We start from the raw sequence: 19,192 nt of genomic DNA, 5'->3' as shown, positions 1-19,192 counted from the left end.
GCTGCCGCCAGCCCTCGCGCCTGCAGCGGGCATCCGCATCGCCCGGTATCCCGCACACGCCCAGGCATTCCATGACGAACCCCACACCTCCCGCTTCTCCCTCGGCGGCCGGCGCCTCCCAGGCTGGCAGCACCGGCTCCATGATCGCCCGGCAGGCCATCATGAACGGCCAGCAGGCGGTCGTCGGCTACGAACTCTTCAACCGCTCGCGCTCCACCGTCGGCCACACGGCCGCCAGCGACGTGATCCTGGTCTTCACCGCGCTGTCGCATGCGGGCACCGAAGAGCTGGTGGGCAAGATGCTGATTTTCGTGAACTGCACCCACGAAAGCCTGACGGGCGGGCACCTGGAACTGGTGAACCCTGACAAGGTGGTGCTGGAGATCCCTCCGCTGGGCCACGTGGCCGCGGCCGAGGTGCATGCGCGGCTTCCCATCCTGCAGGCGCTGCGCAGCCGCGGCTTTCACCTCGCCTTCAACCACACGGTGCTGGAGTCCACCTACGCGCCCTGGCTGCCGCTGGCCGACTACATCAAACTCGACATGTCGGTGCTTGCGCGCGACCAGCTCGCGGTGCTGATCAACTACGCGGGGCGCCATTCCCAGGCCGAACTGATCGCGGAAAAGCTCGAAACCGCGCAACAGTACGACATGGTGTCGTCCATGGGCGTGGAAATGTTCCAGGGCTACTGGTTCTCGCGTCCCACGCTGGTGGAGGCCAAACTGCTCACCCCCGGCCAGGCGAGCATCGTGCAGCTGCTCAACCTGGTGCGCAGCCAGGCCAGTACCGACGAGATCGAAGAGGTCCTCAAAAAGGATGCTGGGCTGGCCTTCAACCTGATGCGCCTGATCAACTCCGCGGGGCTGGGCATGACGCGCGAGATCACCTCCTTTCGCCAGGCGGTGCTGCTGCTGGGACTCAAGAAGCTGTTCCGCTGGGCCGCCCTGCTGCTCACGGCGGTGCGCAGCGGCGGTACGCCCCCGGCCGTGGGACAGACGGCCGTGGTGCGCGGCCGCCTCATGGAACTGCTGGCCCAGGAATTTCTGCCCGCCGAAGAAGCCGACCAGGCGTTCGTGATCGGCATCTTCTCCATGCTGGACCAGATGCTCGGCATGCCGCTGGCCTCCGCCGTGGGGCTGCTCAACCTGCCCGAAGAGCTATCCACCGCCCTGCTACAACGCAGCAACGTGTACGGCCAGCTGCTGACACTGGCCGAAGCCTGCGAGACCAGCGACGACCATACCTTCGACCAGATCGCCCAATCGCTCCACCTGACGAACCAGCAGATCAACTGGGCCCACTTGCAAGCCCTGGCCTGGGCGGACCAGATGGCGCCCGCCTGAGCCACTGCCGCGCCGACCTCCTAGAATCCAACGAACTTCCCACGCCATCCATGTCGAGCCTTTCAGACACCGCCGCACAGCTCCCCGCCGATTCCGCCCAGCCGTCACCCGAGGCCACCGAGGCGCAGAACCAGGTCGTCATCGCACGACAGGCCATCCTGGACGAACAGCGCACCGTCTTTGGCTACGAACTGTTCGACCGGTCCACCGCCGCGGACGCGCACACCGCCGCCAGCGATGCGGCGCTGCTGTTCAACGCGCTGTCGTATGCGGGCTCCGAGGCGCTGGTGGGCAAGAAAACCGTCTTCATCAATTGCACGCACGACAGCCTGGCCGGCGGACACCTGGAGCTGATCCACCCTGAAAAAGTGGTGCTGGAAGTACCCACACTCGGCGCCCAGGCCACGGCCGAGCAGATCGAGCAGTACATCCCCACGCTGCAAGCGGTGCGCACGCGCGGCTTTCGGCTGGCCTTCAGCCAGGACGTACTGCGGCGCGCCTACAGCAGCTGGGTGCCTCTGGCCTCGTTCATCAAGCTGGACATGCAGGCCTTCAAGCCGGAGCTCGCCGAGCCGCTCGTGAAGTTCGCCCAAGCCCACTCGCAGGCCACCCTGGTGGCCGAGAAGGTAGAAACGGCCGAACAGTACCAGCGCATGGCTTCGCTGGGCGTGAAGCTGTTCCAGGGCTACTGGTTCGCACAGCCCTCGCTGGTCAAGGCGCAAACCATCCGTCCCTCGCAGGCGACCATCATCCAGCTCATCAACCTGGTGCGCCAGCAGGCCAGCACCGGAGAGATCGAGGAGCTGCTCAAGAAGGACCCCACGCTGTCCTTCAACCTGCTGCGTTTCATCAATTCCTCGGGCTTCGGCCTGTCGTGCGAGGTGACCTCGTTCCGTCACGCGGTGATGATCCTGGGCCTGAAGAAGCTGTTCCGCTGGGCGGCACTGTTGATGACGACCTCGCGCGCCAGCGGCTCGCCGCCCGCCGTGGGCCAGACGGCCGTGGTGCGCGGCCGCCTCATGGAACTGCTGGCCGCCGAGCTGCTGCCCCCCGAGGAATGCGACAACGCCTTCGTGGTGGGGGTCTTCTCGCTGCTGGACGCGATGCTGGGCGTGCCGCTGGAGCGCGCCCTGGAAACGGTGGCTCTGCCCCAGCCGGTGCTTGACGCACTGCTGCACAACAAGGGCGTGTTCGCCCCCTTCCTCGAACTCACCAAGGCCTGCGAAAGCGGTGACGACGAGGCTTTCGCGCGCACGGCCGAGGCGCTGCACCTGTCCAACCGCCAGGTCAACTGGGCCCACCTGCAGGCCCTGGCCTGGGCCGAGAGCCTGACGGCCGACGAATAAACCCGATGCCCCCTGTGCGCGGGCCGGCCGGCGCGCGCACGGGGCAGCCGTCAGTTCAGGCGGATGTTGGCGGCGCGGATGATGCGCGCGTTGCTCTGCGACTCCGCCGCGATCTGCCGGCGAAATGCCTCGGCGCTGCCGCCCGTGGGCACGTTGTCCGAAGCCTCCAGGCGCGCCTGGATGTCGGGCAGCGCCAGCGCGCGGTTGATCTCGGCATTCAAGCGCTCCAGCACCGCGGCCGGCACGCCCGCTGGCGCGAACATGCCGAACACCGAATTCAGGTTGGCCGCGGGCAGGCCCAGTTCGCCCAGCGTGGGCACGTTCGGCAGGGTGTTCAGCCGCGCGGGCGCACCCACGGCCAGCGGGTGCAGCTTGCCCGCCTTGATCTGCTGCATCACGGCCGGGCCGGCGTTGGTGGACAGCACCTCGAACTGACCCGAAAGCGCATCGTTCAGTTGTTGCCCGCCGCCCTTGTAGGGCACGTGCGTGATCTGCACACCGCTGCCCTGCATGATGTGTTCCAGCATGATGTGGCCCAGCGACGCCAGCCCCGATGTGGCCCATCGCACCTGGCCCGGCTGCGCCTTGGCGGTCGCCAGCAGGCTGCGGAAGTCACGCTCCTTGGCGGCCTGCGTGCCCAACAACAGCACGGGCGAGTACATCACGCTGGCCACGGGCACGATGTCGCGCGTTGCGTCGTACGGCGGCGTGCCCAGGTGCGGGTTGAGCACCAGCGGGCTGATCGCCGAGAAGCCCAGCGTGTAACCATCCGGCGCCGCCTTGGCCACCGCGTCCATGCCGATGGTGCCGCCCGCGCCGGCCTTGTTCTCCACCACCACGGGCGTGCCCAGGCGTTCGGACAGTTTGTCGCCCAACGCGCGGGCGACCACGTCGCTGACGCCGCCCGCGGGATAGGCCACGATGATGCGGATGGGCTTGGCGGGCCAAGTCTGGGCCTGCGCGCCCAGGGGCAGCGCGGCAGCCAGCGCGAGGGAGGCCAGCACGCGACGGCGCACGGAATCTGTCATTGCAACTCCAGAGTTTCAAGAAAGAGCGCGATTTTTCACCCGTTTGCCGCTGTCCGCCGGCACTCCGCGTCATGCCCCTTCAACCGCGCGGATGGTGCTGCGCATGCAGCGCCTTCAGCCGCTCGCGCGCCACGTGGGTGTAGATGGTGGTGGTGGAAATGTCGGCGTGGCCCAGCAGCAGTTGCACCACGCGCAGGTCCGCACCGTGGTTCAACAGGTGCGTGGCAAAGGCATGGCGCAGCGTGTGGGGCGACAGCGGCGCGGTAATGCCCGCAGCCTGCGCGCATTTCTTGACGATGACCCAGAACATCACGCGCGACATGGCCGCGCCGCGCTGCGTGACGAACAGGTCATCCGTTTGTTGCCCGCCCAGGATGGCGCCACGCCCCTCGGCCAGGTAGCGCTGCAGCCAGCGGTGCGCCTCTTCGCCAAAGGGCACCAGCCGCTCCTTGCCGCCCTTGCCCATGACGCGCAGCACGCCTTCGGCCAACCCCAGGTGGAAGGTTTTCAGCGTGACCAGCTCGCTCACGCGCAGGCCGCTCGCGTACATCAGCTCCAACATGGTGCGGTCGCGCAGGCCCAGCGGCGTGGCATCGTCCGGCGCATGCAGCAGGGCCTCCACCTGCGCCTGCGTCAGCGTCTTGGGCACGCGCAGCGGCTGGCGCGCGGCTTGCAGGCGCACTGTGGGGTCGGCTGCGATGCGCCGCTCGCGCAATGCCCAGTGGAAGTAGCGCCGCAGCACGGTGAGGCGGCGGTTGGCCGACGTGGCGCGCGTCTGCGCGTGGCGGGCAGCGAAGTAGCCCTGCAGGTGGTGCTCGGCCGTGGCATCCAGCGCCAGCGGAGGGCTCTGCTGCGCCAGCCATTGGGCATACAGCGTGAGGTCCCGGCGGTAGGCGGCCAGCGTGTTGCGCGACAGGCCGTCCTCCAGCCACAGGGCGTCGATGAAGGGGTCTATGGCGTTCTGGCTGTCGGGCAACATGGCGAAAACCATAGCATCAAAAAAACGCCCGCGGCAGGCGGGCGTTTTTCAGAGGGCTGGGGGCGCGCTTATTCCAGCGTGAGCTTCTGCTTTTGCACCACCTGCTTGTACACGCCGAACTCGGCCTTGATCTGCTCGGCGAACTGCTCGGGCGTGTTGGCGACGATGATCGAGTCGGTGTCCTCGATGCGCTTGCGCACGGCGGCATCTTCCAGCGCCTTCTTCACGCCGCCGTTGATCTTGTCCACCACGTCCTTGGGCAGGTTCTTGGGGCCCAGGATGCCGTAGTAGGCCATGCGGTTCACCGGCTCCAGGCCCACTTCCTTGAACGTGGGCACATTGGGCAGTGCCGCCACGCGCTGCGGCGCGGACACCACGATGGGCACGAGCTTGCCGCTCTTGATGAAGGGCAGCGCCGAGGGCAGGTTGTCGAAGATGATGGGCACCTGACCCGCCACGGTGTCGTTGAGGGCCGGACCCGCGCCGCGGTAGGGAATGTGCGTGACGAAGCTGTTGGTGAGGCTCTTGTACAACTCCATCAGCAGGTGGCCGATGCCGCCTGTGCCCGAGGACGCGTACGAGTACTTGCCGGGGTTCTTCTGGATCTCCGCCAGGAAGGACTTGTAGTCCTTGGCCGGGAAGCTGGGGTGCACCGCGATGATGTTGGGCGTGGCCGCGATGTTGATGATGGGCGTGAAGTCCGTGATCGGGTTGTACGGGATCTTGGAGTTGATGGCCGGATTGGCCGCCGTGGTGGACACGGTGGCCACGCCCAGGTTGTACCCATCGGGTGCTGCGCGCGCCGTTTCCTGCGCGCCAATCACGCCGCCGCCGCCGCCCCGGTTCTCCACCACCACCGACTGGCCGAGCGCGCGCGACAGTGGGTCGGCGATCACGCGGGCGATGATGTCGGTGGTGCCGCCGGGCGCGAAGGGCACCAGCAGCTTGACGGGCTTGTTGGGGTAGCCCTGGGCGAAGGCGGTGCCCGCGGTGGCCGCCAGCGCCAAAGCCAGCAGGTTGCGACGTTGCATGCGAAATCTCCTCATCAAATTGTGTTTGGTGGAAAAAACGGGGGTAGGCGGCGATCCTACGGTGCCATGCCGCGTTGATCACCGCGGGCGCCGCGCTGATTTGTTGGGAGTTTCCCCAATGATTCGCGCCGCCGGCCCGCAGCGCCACGGTATGCTGCGCGCCGTGAGTTACGTGCAGCTTCTTCTCCCGGATTTCTCGCTGATCCTGTTCGGCTACCTGCTGTGCCGCTACACGCCCCTCAACCGCTCCGTCTGGCAGCCGGTGGAAAGCCTGGTGTATTACCTGCTGTTCCCGGTGCTGCTGTTCCAGTCCATCGTCAAGAGCCCCATCAACGTGGGCGAGGCCACCGGCCTGGTGGTGGCCGGCGTGGGCACGGGCCTGTGCGGCGTGGTACTGGCCTACAGCCTGCCGCACCTGCCCTGGCTGGGCAGGCACATCGACCGGCGCGACCACGCGGCGGCGGCGCAGGTGGCCTTCCGCTTCAACTCCTTCATCGTGCTGGCCCTGGCCGAGCGCCTGGCGGGTGCGCAGGGCCTGCTCATGGTGGCGGTGCTGATTGGCGTGTGCGTACCGCTGCTGAACGTGGCCGCCGTGTGGCCCATGGCGCGCGGCGGCCAGCAGGGCTTCGTGCGCGAACTGCTGCGCAACCCGCTGATCATCGCCACGGCGACGGGGCTGGCGGCCAACCTGCTGGGCTTTCGCATCCCGCCGTGGCTGGAGCCCACGGTGGGTCGCATCAGCGCCGCGTCGCTGGCGCTGGGGCTCATGGCTGCAGGCGCGGGCATGCAGTTCGGGTTGCTCACACGCAGCAAGCTGCTGTCTGCGTCGGTGCTGACCATTCGCCACCTGGCACAGCCGCTGATCGCCTGGGGGTTCGCGCATCTGCTGGGGCTGGACGCCACGCAGACCTCGGTGCTGATGGCGTTCTGCGCCGTGTCCACCGCATCCACCTGCTATGTACTCGCCGCACGCATGGGCTACAACGGCGCGTATGTCGCAGGCCTGGTCACGCTGTCCACCGTGCTGGGGGTGGTGAGCCTGCCCTTCGCTCTGGGCTTGTTGCGTTGACGCTATTTAATTAATAGCTACTCGCGCTTTTTCTGCAAGCGTTGCAGGCCATTTTTATTCATTTTCCTGTGCCAGCGCCCAGGCCACATGCTCGCGCACCAGCGGGCTCGGGTCATCGGCGCGTGCGGCCAGCGCCGCGCGAACGACAGAGTCGCGGGTCGCGCGCAACGCGTTGCCCAGCGCCACGGCGATGTTGCGCAGCCAGCGCTCATGGCCGATGCGACGGATCGGGCCGCCCTCGGTCATGCGCAGGAAGGTCTCCTCGTCCCACGTAAACAGATGCACGAGCTGCTGCCCCACCAGCCCCGCGCGCACATCGAAATCGGGCAGGCTGCTGGTCTGCGCGAACTTGTTCCACGGGCAGATGAGCTGGCAGTCGTCGCAGCCATAGATGCGGTTGCCCATGAGCGGGCGCAACTCCAGCGGAATGGGCCCGGCGTGCTCGATGGTGAGGTAGGAGATACAGCGGCGCGCATCCAGGCGGTACGGCGCGATGATGGCCTGCGTGGGGCAGACGTCGATACACGCCTGGCAACTGCCGCAGTGGTGGGTGACGGGCTCGGTGGGTTCGAGGGGCATGTCCACATAGATCTCGCCCAGAAAGAACATCGAGCCGGCCTCGCGGCTCAGCACCAGCGTGTGCTTGCCGCGCCAGCCCTGGCCGCTGCGGCGCGCAAGCTCGGCCTCCAGCACCGGCGCCGAGTCGGTGAACACGCGGTGGCCAAAGGGCCCTACTGCCTCGGCGACACGGTCGCTGAGCTTTTGCAGCCGCGCGCGCAGCACCTTGTGGTAGTCGCGTCCCCGGGCGTAGACGGAAACCACCGCCTCGGTGGGTCGCGCCAGCCGGCCAAGTTCAATGGCCTGCCAGCCTTCGGCGGCTTCCAGCGCCGTCGCCCGCGGCAGGTAGTCCATGCGCGCGGTGATCACGCTCACGGTGCCGGGCACCAGCTCCGCCGGGCGGGCACGCTTCAGGCCATGCGCAGCCATGTAATGCATCTCGCCATGGAACCCTTGGGCCAGCCATTGCATCAATCCGGGCTCGGCGGAGGACAAGTCCACGCCGGCCACCTTGATTTGGGAAAATCCCAGCTCGCGGGCCCAGCCTTGTATTTGAGGAACGAGTTGACTGCTGCACACCATCAACACCCGATTGTAGAAACGCCGCACTGCCTGTCGCTGCAATGGAAGGACGAGGAGGACACGGCGCGCTTCGCCACGCGCCTGGCCGCGCAGCCCGGCCTGCGCAATGCCTTCATCGCCCTGCATGGCGACCTGGGTGCAGGCAAGACCACGCTGGTGCGCCACCTGCTGCGCGCCCTGGGCGTGCAGGGGCGCGTCAAGAGCCCCACCTACGCCGTGGTCGAGCCGCACCAAGCACCAGGACTGAACATCTGGCACTTCGACTTCTACCGTTTCAGCGACCCGCGCGAGTGGGAAGACGCAGGCTTTCGCGACATCTTCGCCAGCCCCGGCCTGAAGCTGGCCGAGTGGCCTGGCCATGCAGGAACCCTCATCCCGCCTGCGGATATTGCTATTCACATTGAAGCGGAGGATGATTCAGCCCGGCACGTGACGCTGCGAGCCCACACGCCCCATGGCAGCGCCATACTGCAAGGACTGGACACCCCATGAGCGATGCCCGCCGCCCTTCCCCCCTTCACAGCCGCCGCACTCTGCTGCGCGCGGGTAGCCTGGTACTGCTGCTGGGCACGCAGCAGATCGCGCGCGGCGCCACCATCGTCGCGGTGCGTGTCTGGCCCGCGCCCGACTATTCACGGGTGACCATCGAATCCGACCGTGCGCTCACGGCCCGCCAGACCTTCGTGGACACGCCGCCGCGCCTGGCGGTGGACATCGAGGGCATCGACCTCAACCCCTCGCTGCGCGAACTGGTCGCCAAGGTGCGCGCAGACGACCCCAACATCGCCGGCATCCGCGTGGGCCAGAACGCGCCCGGCGTGGTGCGCCTGGTGGTGGACCTGAAGCAGGCGGCGCGACCGCAGGTCTTCACGCTGCAGCCCGTGGCCGCGTACCAGCACCGGCTGGTGTTCGACCTGTATCCCGCGCAGCCGCCCGACCCGCTGGAGGCACTGATCGCCGAGCGGCTGCGCGATGCCACCGCGCCGCTGCCCGGCAGCGCGGGTACGGGGCGCGCCATGGCGGCTCCCCCATTGACGGACCCGCTGGGTGACCTGATTGCACGGCATTCCGCACCGCAGGCCATGCCCCCTGCCCTGCCCGTGCCGGGCACGGCGGTGGCAACCGCACCCGTGGCGCCGGCACCCGCCGCCCCGGCGCGCCCTGCCGCACCCGCCACCCCGCCCACGACGGCCCGCGCGGCGTATTCCACCGACCGCCTCATCATCATCGCGCTGGACCCCGGCCACGGCGGCGAAGACCCGGGCGCCATCGGCCCGCGCGGCACGCGCGAAAAGGACGTGGTGCTGAAAGTGGCGCACCTGCTGCGCGACCGCATCAATGCCACGCAGGTGGGCGGCAATCCCATGCGCGCCTTTCTCACGCGCGACGGTGACTTCTTCGTCCCGCTGGCGGCGCGCGTCGACAAGGCGCGGCGCGTGCAGGCAGACCTGTTCGTGTCCATCCACGCCGACGCCTTCACCACCCCGTCGGCACGCGGCGCCAGCGTATTCGCGCTGAGCCAGGGCGGCGCGTCCAGCTCGGCCGCGCGCTGGCTGGCCAACAAGGAGAACGAGGCCGACCTGATCGGCGGCGTGAACCTGGGCGCCCAGCAGGACCGCCATGTGCAGCGCGCGCTGCTGGACATGAGCACCACGGCGCAGATCAACGACAGCCTGAAGCTCGGCAGCGTGCTGCTGGGCGAGATCGGCGGCATGGCCAAGCTGCACAAGCCGCGCGTGGAGCAGGCGGGCTTTGCCGTGCTCAAGGCGCCCGACATTCCCAGCGTGCTGGTGGAGACGGCCTTCATCAGCAACCCCGAGGAAGAGTCCAAGCTGCGGTCCGCCGCGTATCAAGAGCAGTTGGCCGACGCGCTGATGCGCGGCATCGTCCGATACTTCGCGAAAAACCCGCCGCTGGCGCGCAGCCGCACCGTCTGAGCAGCGCGGCCGTGCCGGCGGCCAGGAGACCGCCATGGCACTGCCCCACGCCCAGTCCTGCGAAGTCGTCAGCCTCCGGCCCCTGGGGCCGCGCCTGCACGACACCCCCACCAGCGCCCTCATCAAGGCCGGCCAGCTGGAAGTGATCCGCGTGGTGCTGCCCGCCGGTAAAGAGCAGCACCAGCACGACGCACCGGGCGAAATCACGCTGCTGTGCCTGGAGGGCGAGGTGCTTTTCCAGGCCGGCGCGCAGTCGCATACCCTGCGCGAAGGCGACTTCCTGCACCTGGTGCCGCGCATTCCGCATGTGCTGCGGGCGCTGCAGGACGCCTCGCTGCTGGTGACGATCTGTCTCGCGCCGGGTTAGGGCCTGGGGCCGCCGCGTCCTACACGCGCCGGCAAGACGGGCCTACACCGGCGCCGGGCCTGCGGGGTGACAGTTGAGTCACGGCCCCACACCGGGGTCTGTTGACCATAAGGAGCCACCATGCAATACCGCCACCTTCTCTCCGCCGCCGCCTGCGCAGCCGCCCTGGGCCTGGTGGGCTGCTCGTCCAATCCCACCAACGCCCAGATCGGCACCGGTGTCGGCGCCGTGGCTGGCGGCGCACTCGGTAGCGCCGTGGGCGGCACGGCCGCCACCATTGGCGGCGCCGCTGCTGGCGCGCTGATCGGCCACGAACTGGGTGAGGACCGGGACCGCGATCGCCGCCGTTGACGGCCCGCCTGAGAGCCTCACCATGCAGAACGCCACCCCTCTCGCGAGGCGGTGGCTTTTTATATGGAACATGGCCCTAACGCGCTTCTAGTAAGCGTTACGAGCTATCTATTCAATAGCAACCGCAGTTCCCGGTGCCTTGCGCCCGGCGCGCCATGCGCCAAAGATGGCAATCAGGCCGGGGATGAAGATCATGGCCCAGATGATCTTGTCCAGATGCCGCTGCACCCAGGCCATGTTTCCAAAGAAGTACCCCGCCGTGCAGATGCCCACGACCCACAGTACCGCACCACCGACGTTGTAGGCCGTGAACTTGCCTCGCCCCATGGCCGCCACGCCGCCCACGAAGGGAGCGAACGTGCGGATGAAGGGCATGAAGCGCGCCAGCACGATGGTGATGCCGCCATAGCGCTCGTAGAACGCATGGGCCTGGTCGAAGGCCTTCTTGTTGAACCAGCGCGAACTTTCCCATTGGAATACCTTGGGTCCGAAATAGCGCCCGATGCTGTAGTTGCACTGGTCGCCCAGGATCGCCGCAGCCAACAGAACCGCGCAGGCCAGCGGGAAGTTCATCAACCCTGCACCGCTGAGCGCCCCCACCACGAACAGCAGCGAGTCACCCGGCAGAAAGGGCATGACCACCACGCCCGTCTCCACGAACACGATGATGAACAGCAGCGCGTACACCCAGGGGCCATAGCTGGCCACGAAGGCGGCGAGATGCTTGTCCACATGCAGGATGAAATCGATCAGGAACGCAAAGACTTCCAAAACACAAACCTCCCGTTGGCGAAGTGCGCCGTAATGTACCCGCGCCCCCAATGCCCCTGGTTGCACCACACCACCATTGGCAATTGCTCACACTTGTTGGCAATTGGCAAACAAACCGCGGGGCACACTTCACACGGCCGCGCCATAGTGCACCCACGGCGTGCGCACCGCGCCGCACCTCATTACAAGACCATCTCCCCGAAAGGAACCGCCATGACCGTCCTCCGCCACAGCCGCCTGATCGCCACTGCCGCACTGCTCACGGGCGCCCTTGCACTGGGCGGCTGCGCCCACCGGCCCAGCAACGCACAGATCGGCACGGGCGTCGGCGCCGTGGCCGGCGGCCTGGTGGGCAGCGCGGTGTTCGGCTCCACGCTGGGTACCGTGGGCGGCGCCGCCGCCGGCGCGCTGATCGGCAACGAGGTCGGCCGCAACAACGACCGCGGCTACCGCCACCGCCACTGACCCTTACAGCACCCGCGGTCGCATCGCCACCTAAAATCCCCGCGTGACCGCACAGCCTTCCGACACCGCCCTCGCCCCCGCGCCCCGGCGCCCCATCCGCGATCTGCCCGACGAGCTCATCAGCCAGATCGCGGCGGGCGAAGTGGTGGAGCGCCCCGCGTCTGCCGTGCGCGAGCTGGTGGACAACGCCCTGGATGCGGGCGCCACCCAGATCACCGTGCGCCTGCTGGCCGGCGGCGTGCGCCTGATCGCCGTGGAGGACGACGGCAGCGGCATCCCGCAGGATGAGCTGCCGGTGGCCCTGCGCCGCCACGCCACCAGCAAGATCACCAACCTGCACGACCTGGAATCGGTCGCCACCATGGGTTTTCGCGGCGAGGCGCTGGCCGCCATCGCGTCGGTGTCCGAGATGGCGCTGCTGTCGCGCACCGCGCAGCAGGCCAGCGCCTTTCTGCTGGATGCGCGCAGCGGCGAACTGCGCCCCGCGGCACGCAGCCGTGGCACGACCGTGGAGGTCAAGGAGCTGTTCTTCTCCACCCCCGCGCGGCGCAAGTTCCTCAAGACCGACGCGACCGAGCTCGCCCACTGCATCGAGGCCGTGCGCCGCCATGCGCTGGCGCGGCCCGACGTGGGCTTTGCCATCTGGCACGAAGGCAAGCTGGTGGAGCAATGGCGCGCCACCCTGACCCCCGCTGCCACAGCGGACGAGGGCAAACGCCAGCAGGCCCTGCAGCAGCGCCTGAGCGACGTGCTGGGCGAGGACTTCATCCGCGACTCCGTACCTGTGCACCTGCGCCTGGGCGCGGTCACGGTGACGGGCCGCGCCGGGCTGCCCGATGCCGCCCGTTCGCGTGCAGACCAGCAGTTCTGCTACGTGAACGGCCGCTTCGTGCGCGACAAGGTGCTCACGCATGCCGCGCGCAGCGCCTACGAGGACGTGCTGCACGGCCACAAGCAGCCGGTATACGCGCTGTACGTACAGATCGACCCGCAGCGTGTGGACGTGAACGTGCACCCGACCAAGATCGAGGTGCGCTTTCGCGACAGCCGCGAGGTGCACCAGGCCGTGCGCCACGCGGTGGAGAACGCTCTGGCGGCGCCGCGCGCGCAGGCGCTGGCGGCTACCGCCGCTTCAACTTATGTAGCGCCTGCCGCTCCATCCGTGGGCGATTCAGATAGAAACCCGGCTCATCCCCCCTATTGGCAAGCGCAAGCAGCTATCAAATTTGAAGAACGCGCAGGCCACAAGGTCTCTGACTTACAAGCACTCTGGGGCACATCCACGGCTGCGCCACCGCCCGGTATGCCGGCAACCACCGCCATGGCACCGGTCGCTCCAGGCGCGCCCACGGCGCCGTCCTTCTCGCCCGCCAGCGCGGCTCCACTGGCTGCCGTCGACATGGCGGCTGCGCCCGTCGAGGAGGCGCACACCTGGCCGCTGGGCCGCGCCGTGGCGCAGGTCCATGGCGTGTATATCCTGGCCGAAAGCGCGCAGGGTTTGGTGGTGGTGGACATGCATGCGGCGCACGAACGCATCGTGTACGAGCGGCTCAAGGCCCAGGTGGACCAAGGTGCACGCATCGCCAGCCAGCCACTGCTCATCCCCGCCACCTTCGCCGCCACCCCCGAAGAGGTGGCGACCGCCGAGGCGCATGCCGACACGTTGGCCCTGCTGGGACTGGAGGTCGTGCCGTTCTCGCCGCGCACCCTGGCCGTGCGCGCCGTGCCCACGACGCTGGCCCAGGGCAACCCCGTGGAGCTGGCGCGCAGCGTGCTGGCCGAGCTGGCCACCCATGACGCCAGCACCGTGGTGCAGCGCGCGCAGAGCGAGATCCTTGCCACCATGGCCTGCCATGGCGCCGTGCGGGCCAATCGCCGGTTGACGCTGGACGAGATGAACGCCCTGCTGCGCCAGATGGAAGTCACCGATCGCTCCGACCAGTGCAACCACGGCCGCCCCACCTGGCGCCAGCTCAGCATGAAAGAGCTGGACGCGCTGTTCCTGCGCGGGCGCTGAGCGCATCCACACACCCTCTCACGCCGCTACCACCCAGCGGCATTCCTTTCTCCCCTCCCTTCTCCCCCGACTGCCTTGCACTGCCAGCGCTGCCTTGGCGGTGCCCAGGGCGGCGCAGCCGTGCCCCTGTCAAACCGTTGCGCAATCCCGCGCGACAGGGCATTCGCCGTCGACTTTGCACCAAAAGCGCGCAAGAAAACGCACCAGCAATGCGCGACAACCCCGAAAACCTGTCCCATTGCGGGGCATCAAATCCAAAATGGTGCATAACCACATGTCTTTTTGACATAATTCGATGCTGCATTGCCGCATCGCTAATTTCCCTTGAGCAGAAAGTCCTTATGAAGCACCAATCCGTGGGCCATTTCCTTGAACAGGTTGCACAGCGCAACCCCGGCCAGCCCGAATACCTGCAAGCCGTGACCGAGGTCATGGAAAGCCTGTGGCCGTTCATCGAAAAGAACCCGCGCTATGCCGAGCAAGGCCTGCTGGAGCGCCTGGTGGAGCCCGAGCGGGTGGTGATGTTCCGCGTGTCCTGGTTCGACGATCACGGCAATGTGCATATCAACCGCGGCTATCGCATCCAGCACAGCATGGCGATCGGCCCTTACAAGGGCGGCCTGCGCTTTCACCCCTCGGTAAACCTGTCGGTGCTGAAGTTCCTGGCCTTCGAGCAGACCTTCAAGAACGCGCTGACCACGCTGCCCATGGGCGGCGGCAAGGGTGGCTCGGACTTCGACCCCAAGGGCAAGAGCCCGGCCGAAGTCATGCGCTTTTGCCAGGCCTTCGTGACGGAGCTGTTCCGCCACGTGGGTCCCGACACCGACGTGCCCGCGGGTGATATCGGGGTGGGCGGCCGTGAGGTCGGTTTCATGGCGGGCATGTACAAGAAGCTGGCCAACAACGCCGCCAGCGTGTTCACGGGCAAGGGCCTGGCCTTCGGCGGCTCGCTGATCCGCCCCGAGGCCACCGGCTACGGCACGGTGTACTTCGCCGACGAGATGCTCAAGACCCGCGGCCGCAGCTTCGACGGCCTGCGCGTGTCCGTGTCCGGCTCGGGCAACGTGGCCCAGTACGCCGTGGAAAAGGCCATGCAACTCGGCGCCAAGGTCATCACCGTGTCGGACTCCAGCGGCACCATCATTGACGAAGACGGCTTCACCCCCGAGAAGCTGGCCATCCTGATGGACGTGAAGAACCACCATTACGGCCGCGTGAGCGACTACGCCGCCCGCACCGGTGTGAAGTTCGAAGCCGGCGTGCGCCCATGGCATGTCAAGGTGGACGTGGCCTTGCCCTGCGCCACGCAAAACGAGCTGGACGAGAACGACGCCCGTACCCTCATCAAGAACGGCGTGCTGTGCGTGGCCGAAGGCGCCAACATGCCCTCGACCAACGAGGCAGCCAAGCTGTTCGAGCAGGCGGGCGTGCTGTACGCACCGGGCAAGGCCAGCAACGCCGGTGGCGTGGCCACCTCGGGCCTGGAAATGAGCCAGAACGCGATGCGTCTGTCGTGGACCCGCGACGAAGTGGATGCGCGCCTGCTCCAGATCATGCAGGGCATCCACGCCGCCTGCCTGCAATACGGCAAGCGCGCCGATGGCAGCGTGAGCTACATCAACGGTGCCAACGTGGCTGGATTCGTGAAGGTGGCCGACGCCATGCTGGCGCAAGGCGTGGTCTGATACCTCTGCGCAGGCCCCGCGCCTGCGGCACACCGCGCAAGCCGGCCCCTGGGCCGGCTTTTTTTTAGCGGTTGGCCGTCAGCAACAAGCCGCCAGCTCCCATGAAGAAGCCACCGGTGGCACGGTTCAGCCGCACCACGCCGCGCTGCGTGCGAATGACGCGGCGGATCTGCCGCCCGCACGTGGCATACACCGCTGTGGCCACGAATTCCGCCATCAGGTAGATGCTGCCCAGTACCAGGAACTGCCGCGCCGCGGGCTGTGCCGGATCGATGAACTGCGGGAAGACGGCCGCAAAGAGGATGATGGCCTTGGGGTTGGTGATGCCCAGCAGGAACTCCTGTGCCATCAGGGCACGCATCGAGGCACGCGCGGGTGCGGGTGCCTCATCTCCCTCGACCAGCGCCGCGCCACCGAACTCCCGGCTGCGCCATGCGCGCCAGCCAATCCAGAACAGATAAACGGCGCCGGCCCATTTGACGGCCGTGAATGCGGCCTCCGAAGCCAGCAGCATGGCCCCCAATCCCACGGCCGAGACACTGAGGAAAATGGCGAATGCGGCCACCCGCCCCACGGTCGCGATTAGCGCGGCTGCGACACCGGCGCGGATGCCGTTGTTGAGCCCGCAGAAATTGTTGGGGCCGGGCGTGAGCGCAATGGCAACGGCGGCGGGGGCAAACAGCAGGGCTTCCACGACAACTCCTTGCGCCAGCAGGCGCGGAAAAAGGTGCGCCAGTTTATTCCGGCAGTACCACCCGGTGGCGCCAGGGCAGATCGCCCAACGCATCGTAATGCGCCACCACCAACACGCGCCCAGGGGTGCGGGGTGCACTTACCTCCCGCTGCAGCGCCTGCAGCAGGTAGGCAATGGACGCCTTGTCCAGGCCGGCCAGCGGCTCATCCAGCAATGTCAGTGGGGCGCCGCTGGCCAGTGCGCCGGCCATCAGCACCTTGCGCTGGCTGCCTGCGGAAAGCTGGTGCATGGCCTTGTGCAGATGCCCGGCAATGCCCCAGCCCGCGACGTGGGCGTGCCAGTCCTCCTCGGACCAGCGCGCATGGACCGTGCGCAGCTCGGCGGCCCAGTCCTGCGCCGTCATCGCCTGCGGCCACGGCGCGCGCGGGTCGCGCCAAAAGACCTGTGCCCGGTATTGCGCAGGCTGCTGCGTCGCGCTCGTGCCATGCAGCAGCATCCGCCCGGCCTGCGGCGCCCACTCTCCGGCCATCAGGCGCAACAGGCTGGTCTTGCCCGCCCCATCCCCACCCTGCACCAGCACCAGGCCTGCGGGAAAATCCGCACTCCAGTGCTGGAACAAGGGCCGTTGCGCAAAGCCGAAGCAGATTCCCTCGGCTCGCAACGCGGGCGGGGATGCAATAGGCTCGGGGCCCTTCAGCATGACGTCTCCTGAAGAAACAGCGCCCGCATCACAGGGCTGGGTTGTCGCATGACTTTGCATTTTCTGGATTTTGACTACAGCGAGGATGAGGAAGGCACGGGAACCTGGGATGCCATGGCCAGCGTGCCCACGGATCGCCTGCCCGAGCTGCTGGCGGAGATTACAGCGCTGCTGGACTGGGCGCACACCGAGTTCGGCGCTCTGCGCGGCCCGGTCGAGACGGGAGGACTGTGGGACTACGACCTGCAGTGCGAGCGCGACGGGTTGCCCTTGCTGGCGCTGGGGTTCGACATCCACGAACGGCAAATTCATCCACGACCACAATCCCAGCCCCAGGCGTGGGTGACCTTGACGCTGTCCCTCAGTGGCGGCCCAGCCTTTGCAGCGGCGTTCGTGGACCGCTTCGGCGCCACGTAACCCAGCGACTCTTCCGCCCTACACTGGCGCATGGCAAGGTCCACCAACGCTCAGAAAAAACCCCAGGACATGCGCCACCTGATGAGGGAACTGGCGCCGTTCCTGCGTCCCTACCGGATACACCTCGCTGGCGCGATGGCGTTTCTGCTACTCGCCGCCTTGGCGACGCTGGCCTTTCCCACGGCCCTGCGTCAATTGATCGATGGCGCGATTAGCGCTGCCACCCCGGGGGGAAAGGGCGTCGGCGCACCGGCCTTGCGCACGCACTTTGCAGTGCTGTTCGCGGTCGCCGTGGCACTTGGATTGGCGTCGGCCGCACGCTACTACCTCATGAGCTGGCTGGGCGAACGCGTCACGGCAGATCTGCGCAACGCCGTCTACGCACACGTGCTGCGGCAGAGCCCGGAGTTCTTTGAAACCACGCAAACGGGGGAAGTGCTGTCGCGCCTCACGGCCGACACGACACTGGTGCAGACCGTCGTGGGCTCATCGCTGTCCATGGGACTGCGCAATGCCCTGCTGGGCGCCGGGGCGCTGGGCATGCTGATCTGGAGCACGCCCTACGTGATGGCGCTCGCCTTCGGGGCCGTCGTCGCCATCGTGCTGCCGTCGATGTGGATCGGACGGCGTGTACGGCGTCTGTCACGCGCAAGCCAGGACCGCGTGGCAGATGCCAGCGCCATCGCCGCAGAGGTGTTGGGCGCCATTCCCGTGGTGCAAAGTTACACGGCTGAAGCACGCGAAGCCGCCCGCTTCGCGGCGGCTACGGAGAGTGCGCTGCGCGCAGCCCTGCGCCGCAGCGGCGCCCGTGCAGCACTGATGGCCTTCATCATCATTGCCAGCGCCGCGCTGTTGCTTTGGGGGTTGTATCTCGGGGCCCAGGCGGTCCTCGCAGGGACGCTCTCGGCCGGGCAACTGGGGCAGACCATTCTCTATGCGATGTTTCTCGCGGGTGCCGTAGCCGTGCTGGGCGAGGTTTATGGCGACCTGTTGCGCGCCGCGGGTGCGATGGAGCGGCTGATGGAACTGCTCGCAACACGCCCCACGCTTGCCGCACCATCCCGGCCCGCCATGCCGCGGGCCACAGACCTTTCGATCAAGTTCACGGGCGTAGGCTTCTCCTATCCCTCGCGCCCCGTGCCACCCGCGCTGCGCCACTTCGACCTGCGCCTGCTGCCAGGAGAAACCGTTGCGTTGGTGGGCAGCAGCGGCGCCGGCAAGTCCACCGTCTTTCAATTGCTGCAACGCTTCTACGACGTGAGCGAGGGCCGCATCACGTTGGGTGGCGTGGATTTGCGCGACATAGACCCGCAGGTGCTGCGAAGCCACATTGGCGTGGTTCCGCAAGACGCCGAGATTTTTTCCGCATCGGCCCTGGACAATATCCGCTATGGCGATCCGCAGGCGAGCCGGCACGCGGTGAAAGCAGCGGCACGCGCCGCATTTGCCCATGAATTCATCGACGCGCTGCCGCAGGGGTACGACACCTTTCTCGGCGAGCATGGCGTGCGCCTCTCAGGAGGCCAACGCCAGCGCATCGCCATAGCCCGCGCGCTGCTGAAGAACGCCCCCGTACTGCTCCTGGACGAGGCCACAAGCGCCCTAGACGCGCACAGCGAGCGTGCCGTGCAGCTTGCGCTGGACACCGCGCTTCGCCAGCATTCCCGCCAACGTATTACCCTGGTCATCGCCCACCGGCTGGCCACCGTCCAGCATGCGGACCGCATCGTGGTCATGGACAATGGATGCATCGTCGAGCAGGGGCGGCATGAGGACTTGCTGCATCAGGGCGGCGTCTATGCCCGCTTGGCAGCGCTGCAGTTCTCGCGTTGAAGGGTCATTTGGGGCGGCG

Annotated in this window: 19 protein-coding genes; 12 read left to right on the top strand and 7 right to left on the bottom strand. The window is 67.5% G+C overall.

Features of this window, described 5'->3' with window-relative positions; translation table 11 throughout:
* The first annotated feature begins 71 nt into the window (after window positions 1-71).
* Both QY917_RS01120 and QY917_RS01115 read left to right on the top strand, forming a co-directional pair.
* A complete protein-coding gene (locus QY917_RS01120; RefSeq protein WP_103737327.1) occupies window positions 72-1,343 on the top strand; it encodes an EAL and HDOD domain-containing protein in 1,272 nt (423 codons plus the stop codon).
* 50 nt (window positions 1,344-1,393) lie between these two features.
* Window positions 1,394-2,689 carry an EAL and HDOD domain-containing protein gene (locus QY917_RS01115; RefSeq protein ID WP_123675114.1) on the top strand — a complete coding sequence of 432 codons (1,296 nt, stop codon included), beginning with the start codon at window positions 1,394-1,396 and terminating at the stop codon, window positions 2,687-2,689.
* A gap of 50 nt (window positions 2,690-2,739) precedes the next feature.
* Here QY917_RS01115 and QY917_RS01110 read toward each other — a convergent pair whose 3' ends face one another.
* The 3 genes from QY917_RS01110 to QY917_RS01100 form a co-directional block, all read right to left on the bottom strand.
* A complete protein-coding gene (locus QY917_RS01110) occupies window positions 2,740-3,717 on the bottom strand; it encodes a tripartite tricarboxylate transporter substrate binding protein (protein WP_123675113.1) in 978 nt (325 codons plus the stop codon).
* Between the two features lie 79 nt (window positions 3,718-3,796).
* On the bottom strand, window positions 3,797-4,696 hold the full coding sequence (gene xerD, locus QY917_RS01105) for a site-specific tyrosine recombinase XerD (RefSeq protein ID WP_123675254.1): 900 nt from the start codon (window positions 4,694-4,696) through the stop codon (window positions 3,797-3,799).
* Between the two features lie 68 nt (window positions 4,697-4,764).
* Window positions 4,765-5,727, bottom strand: coding sequence for a tripartite tricarboxylate transporter substrate binding protein BugE (locus QY917_RS01100; protein ID WP_011804427.1), 963 nt, complete (start codon window positions 5,725-5,727; stop codon window positions 4,765-4,767).
* A 151-nt stretch (window positions 5,728-5,878) separates the two neighbouring features.
* Between QY917_RS01100 and QY917_RS01095 the strand changes: the two genes are divergently transcribed.
* Complete coding sequence (locus QY917_RS01095; RefSeq protein WP_103737330.1) at window positions 5,879-6,796, top strand: AEC family transporter; 918 nt, start codon at window positions 5,879-5,881, stop codon at window positions 6,794-6,796.
* A 54-nt stretch (window positions 6,797-6,850) separates the two neighbouring features.
* Here the strand turns inward: QY917_RS01095 and queG are convergent, their stop codons facing one another.
* Entirely contained in the window at window positions 6,851-7,906 is a 1,056-nt protein-coding gene (gene queG, locus QY917_RS01090) for a tRNA epoxyqueuosine(34) reductase QueG (RefSeq protein ID WP_162844521.1), read from the bottom strand.
* A gap of 39 nt (window positions 7,907-7,945) precedes the next feature.
* Here queG and tsaE point away from each other — a divergent pair, with 39 nt between their 5' ends.
* The 4 genes from tsaE (at window position 7,946) to QY917_RS01070 (ending at window position 10,591) form a co-directional block, all read left to right on the top strand.
* The gene (tsaE, locus tag QY917_RS01085; RefSeq protein WP_302079279.1) at window positions 7,946-8,428 is read left to right on the top strand and encodes a tRNA (adenosine(37)-N6)-threonylcarbamoyltransferase complex ATPase subunit type 1 TsaE; all 483 of its coding nucleotides are present in this window, start codon (window positions 7,946-7,948) and stop codon (window positions 8,426-8,428) included.
* Window positions 8,425-9,873 carry an N-acetylmuramoyl-L-alanine amidase gene (locus QY917_RS01080; protein ID WP_047350035.1) on the top strand — a complete coding sequence of 483 codons (1,449 nt, stop codon included), beginning with the start codon at window positions 8,425-8,427 and terminating at the stop codon, window positions 9,871-9,873. Before tsaE ends, QY917_RS01080 begins: the two co-directional genes overlap by 4 nt.
* Before the next feature lie 34 nt (window positions 9,874-9,907).
* Window positions 9,908-10,240 (top strand): cupin domain-containing protein, encoded by a 333-nt coding sequence (locus QY917_RS01075; protein WP_123675110.1) that lies wholly within the window; start codon window positions 9,908-9,910, stop codon window positions 10,238-10,240.
* A gap of 120 nt (window positions 10,241-10,360) precedes the next feature.
* The gene (locus tag QY917_RS01070; RefSeq protein ID WP_015912630.1) at window positions 10,361-10,591 is read left to right on the top strand and encodes a glycine zipper domain-containing protein; all 231 of its coding nucleotides are present in this window, start codon (window positions 10,361-10,363) and stop codon (window positions 10,589-10,591) included.
* A gap of 108 nt (window positions 10,592-10,699) precedes the next feature.
* Here the strand turns inward: QY917_RS01070 and QY917_RS01065 are convergent, their stop codons facing one another.
* Complete coding sequence (locus tag QY917_RS01065; RefSeq protein ID WP_123675109.1) at window positions 10,700-11,362, bottom strand: DedA family protein; 663 nt, start codon at window positions 11,360-11,362, stop codon at window positions 10,700-10,702.
* Window positions 11,363-11,575: 213 nt separating this feature from the next.
* Between QY917_RS01065 and QY917_RS01060 the strand changes: the two genes are divergently transcribed.
* The 3 genes from QY917_RS01060 to gdhA all read left to right on the top strand — a co-directional run bounded on the left by QY917_RS01060 (window position 11,576) and on the right by gdhA (window position 15,529).
* Window positions 11,576-11,827 (top strand): glycine zipper 2TM domain-containing protein, encoded by a 252-nt coding sequence (locus tag QY917_RS01060; RefSeq protein WP_011804420.1) that lies wholly within the window; start codon window positions 11,576-11,578, stop codon window positions 11,825-11,827.
* 43 nt (window positions 11,828-11,870) lie between these two features.
* A complete protein-coding gene (mutL, locus tag QY917_RS01055) occupies window positions 11,871-13,844 on the top strand; it encodes a DNA mismatch repair endonuclease MutL (RefSeq protein ID WP_123675108.1) in 1,974 nt (657 codons plus the stop codon).
* 341 nt (window positions 13,845-14,185) lie between these two features.
* Window positions 14,186-15,529, top strand: coding sequence for an NADP-specific glutamate dehydrogenase (gdhA, locus tag QY917_RS01050; RefSeq protein ID WP_088887479.1), 1,344 nt, complete (start codon window positions 14,186-14,188; stop codon window positions 15,527-15,529).
* Window positions 15,530-15,593: 64 nt separating this feature from the next.
* Here the strand turns inward: gdhA and QY917_RS01045 are convergent, their stop codons facing one another.
* Window positions 15,594-16,223 (bottom strand): LysE family translocator, encoded by a 630-nt coding sequence (locus tag QY917_RS01045; protein ID WP_123675107.1) that lies wholly within the window; start codon window positions 16,221-16,223, stop codon window positions 15,594-15,596.
* A gap of 43 nt (window positions 16,224-16,266) precedes the next feature.
* On the bottom strand, window positions 16,267-16,923 hold the full coding sequence (locus QY917_RS01040) for an ATP-binding cassette domain-containing protein (protein WP_123675106.1): 657 nt from the start codon (window positions 16,921-16,923) through the stop codon (window positions 16,267-16,269).
* A 48-nt stretch (window positions 16,924-16,971) separates the two neighbouring features.
* Here QY917_RS01040 and QY917_RS01035 point away from each other — a divergent pair, with 48 nt between their 5' ends.
* Window positions 16,972-17,340, top strand: coding sequence for a hypothetical protein (locus tag QY917_RS01035; protein ID WP_123675105.1), 369 nt, complete (start codon window positions 16,972-16,974; stop codon window positions 17,338-17,340).
* A 30-nt stretch (window positions 17,341-17,370) separates the two neighbouring features.
* Window positions 17,371-19,173, top strand: a complete 1,803-nt coding sequence (locus QY917_RS01030) for an ABC transporter transmembrane domain-containing protein (protein ID WP_123675104.1) — start codon at window positions 17,371-17,373, stop codon at window positions 19,171-19,173.
* Window positions 19,174-19,192 lie beyond the last annotated feature (19 nt).

This window comes from Diaphorobacter sp. C33 (assembly GCF_030503915.1).
Classification (GTDB): Bacteria; Pseudomonadota; Gammaproteobacteria; order Burkholderiales; family Burkholderiaceae_C; genus Diaphorobacter; species Diaphorobacter nitroreducens.
This window is presented reverse-complemented; position numbering and strand designations above follow the sequence as displayed.